At 52.2% G+C, this 2,948-nt stretch carries 1 protein-coding gene and 1 pseudogene; one reads left to right on the top strand and one right to left on the bottom strand.

What is annotated here, in order from left to right:
- Positions 1-487, bottom strand: a pseudogene (locus ABEH28_RS27050) (diguanylate cyclase); the annotation flags it as partial.
- Between the two features lie 751 nt (positions 488-1,238).
- Between ABEH28_RS27050 and ABEH28_RS27045 the strand changes: the two are divergent.
- A complete protein-coding gene (locus ABEH28_RS27045; protein ID WP_346631547.1) occupies positions 1,239-2,825 on the top strand; it encodes an EAL domain-containing protein in 1,587 nt (528 codons plus the stop codon).
- Positions 2,826-2,948 lie beyond the last annotated feature (123 nt).

Raw genomic sequence — 2,948 nt, 5'->3', positions numbered from 1 at the left:
TGCGGCTTTTTACAATTGAGCCAACGTGAATGGATTCATCGGTATGGTCGCGGTGGTAGGCAAAATAGGCGCGGTCGCCGTTGTTTTTTTCCTGCACACTGTGCGCAAAGGAATTGGCGACCCACTGACCCTGGGCATCGTAGATAAACAGCCCTTGAAGTCCTTCCACGTTTATCACGTCCTGAGCCATCAGCTTCGTCAGTCGTGACAACTGTTCTCCCGCTACACCATCGTGTTCCACACGCTCAACAAGATCGCGCAGCGTATTGTCAGCCTGGCGTATTGTGTCCTGAGCTTGCTGTTCGGCAGCTAGAACAATGTTTGAAACTGCAATTTTGGCATTAGCGATGCGCTCAAGCCTGGATTGATTCATCTGCCACGCTGTAGCAAGCATCAACGATAAACATACAAGCGCGATGAAGCCAATCAGCGCCTTGGTGAGCGCCGAGGGTGAAAGCCTCGGTAAGGTAAAATATGGAGGCTTCATAGGTTGTCATCAAATTGGCGGTCAAATGACCTATGCAGTTTTTGTACCCGAGCTGAGTGGACTGGCGCCGAGCTAGCATCTTTAGGCCATCGCGGTGGACCGAGGTACTAGAACCAATTTCGCTTTGGCGTCGACTAAATCGAAGGACGGAGACATGCCGCGACCGGCCAAACATCGCCATCCGCCAGCGGCGAGCCGCCAAGGCTCAGCTGCTAAGGGCCTTGGCTAGGGTGAGAGGATCCAAACCTAAACCTGCCCGCCGAGCGCGCTGCTCTGAGGGAGATACTCAAGGTTTCCCTCGTCCCGTCGATAGCATTTCATGACAATGCGAGTGTCCGGGATGTCCATCTGCCGGTCACAAACGAGAATCCAGCAAGGACAAAACCCGATGAGGGCTCTTGAGCAAGTCAAGAGTGAATCGGGATCTTGGACCCATGGCGGTTACTTGGACGCAGCAGTGCCGATCAACCATTGTGTGGAAGCTGCGACGGGCGCTGTCTGATGCTTAATGAAGAGCGGGTCGGCTGGGTGGCCTGCCCACAAGGCGCAGTATCTCAGGGCAAACTACTGGGCCGTACGCTATTTTGGCGATAGCTCTACCTCCGTTGGCATGCCCATAAAGATGAAGCTCCCTAGAAAAAGCAATCTTTTCTATCGAATGAATAAACAGGTTCTATAACCGACGCCATGGCCTTATGGGAAGATGGCCATATGATATTACGTGCTGCTAGCTTGGCCTGTGAGGCTGCCCATGACCTATTTACGCTTACCCAGTCCATACCGTCTGATACAGCTACTTTTTCTCACCCTGCTTACTGTCATGGCCCTTTCCATTCTGTGGGAGTTCAAGCTGGAGGCATGGGTGATGCGGGGGCTTGGCCTTCACTATGACGGCATTTTTGAGGAAGGAGAAAGGTTACGTTTCGTACTGACATCTACGGGTTTTTCACTAATCGCCTTGATCGGGCCGGGCGTGATGCTCATGAAAATGATCAGTAATGCCCGACGCAATTACCTTCAACTCGAAGGGTTGCAGTCCCATACAGAGAAGCTGGCAAGGTACGACTCACTCAGCGGCCTGCTCAATCGGCGTGCCTTCATGGAGCTTGTAAACGAGCAACTCGCTCAGCTGGAACCTGTGATTGTGATGCTGATCGACCTTGACTATTTCAAGGCGGTTAACGATCAGCGCGGGCATGCAACGGGTGACGCGGTGCTCATTGAGGTAGCAAAACGGCTGGAGGAGATTGCAATCAAATACGGCGGCATCGCTTCGCGTCTAGGAGGCGATGAATTCTGCGTCGTATTTACCAGCCGTAGAGAGGAACGCGAGCTGGGCCTCATTGCCGCAGATGTGATTTCGCGAATAGGGGCCCCTATGCTCGAGAAGCTTCGACCCTTCCGACAGGGAGCTACAGTTGGCATCTCTCGTTCGTGGGTCGACGCTACCGAAACCTCAGCGCTATTGCACTGCGCAGATGTAGCAATGTACAGGGGTAAGGTTACGGGTCGTTCAACCTACCATTTTTACGAAACAGAGCATGGGCTCCAATATCAGGCTCAAATCGATGAAGACGCTGCGCTTAAACAGGCAGTGGAACTGAATGAGATCGTTCCATTCTATCAGCCTATTGTTGCACTGCCTTCTCAGGAAGTCGTCGGATTTGAGATCTTGGCCAGATGGCTCAAGCCAGATGGGAGCACTGGGATGCCTGCTGATTTTATTCCAGCGCTTGAACGCCTAGGGTTGATCCCCATGATGACTCAATCTCTCGTTAAGCAAGCTTGTAACGCTGCCAGGGATTGGGACGATCACCTTCATCTTTCGCTGAACGTCAGTGCAGCAATGATCACCGATGAGCTTTTTCCTGATCGGTTCCTGGAGCAGTTGCGCCATGAGCAGTTTCCATTTGACCGCTTTGAGGTCGAAATAACCGAAGAGGCCTTGGTCGGCAATATCGAAGCGGCCGAGCGCAATCTGAACAGACTTCACGCACATGGCATCACAGTGGCACTTGATGACTTCGGCACTGGCTACTCAGGTCTTTATCATTTGACACGTTTGTCCATTGATAAAATCAAGATAGACCGATCTTTTTTTGAGATCGGTAAGACTGATCATCGTCCAATGGTAGAAGCCATTTTAGGGATGGCACGTAGCCTGAATATGAAAGTAACCGCGGAAGGCATCGAGGATTTTCACTCACCCTCCCTTCCATCTTGGCTGGCCAGCAATGGGTGTAATTATGCTCAGGGGTATCACTACGGTCGGCCCCAGTCTCACGTTTCACGCTCCGTCGCTGGAGTTCCTGATTCAACAGTTCTATCGCGGGTGTAGTTGGTCAAGCAGCAAAACTGCTGACATTTCACCTTGACTCAGCTGCAAGCCATCTGCCACAAGCTGACCGCGCACTGATCAACTGGATTTGCCCGGAACTTGGGAGTTTCCTCCAGATACCGC

Source organism: Pseudomonas sp. Ps21-P2 (assembly GCF_039672565.1).
Lineage (GTDB): Bacteria > Pseudomonadota > Gammaproteobacteria > Pseudomonadales > Pseudomonadaceae > Aquipseudomonas.
Note: the sequence above shows the minus strand (reverse complement) of the source record. Positions and strands in the feature narration are given on the sequence as shown.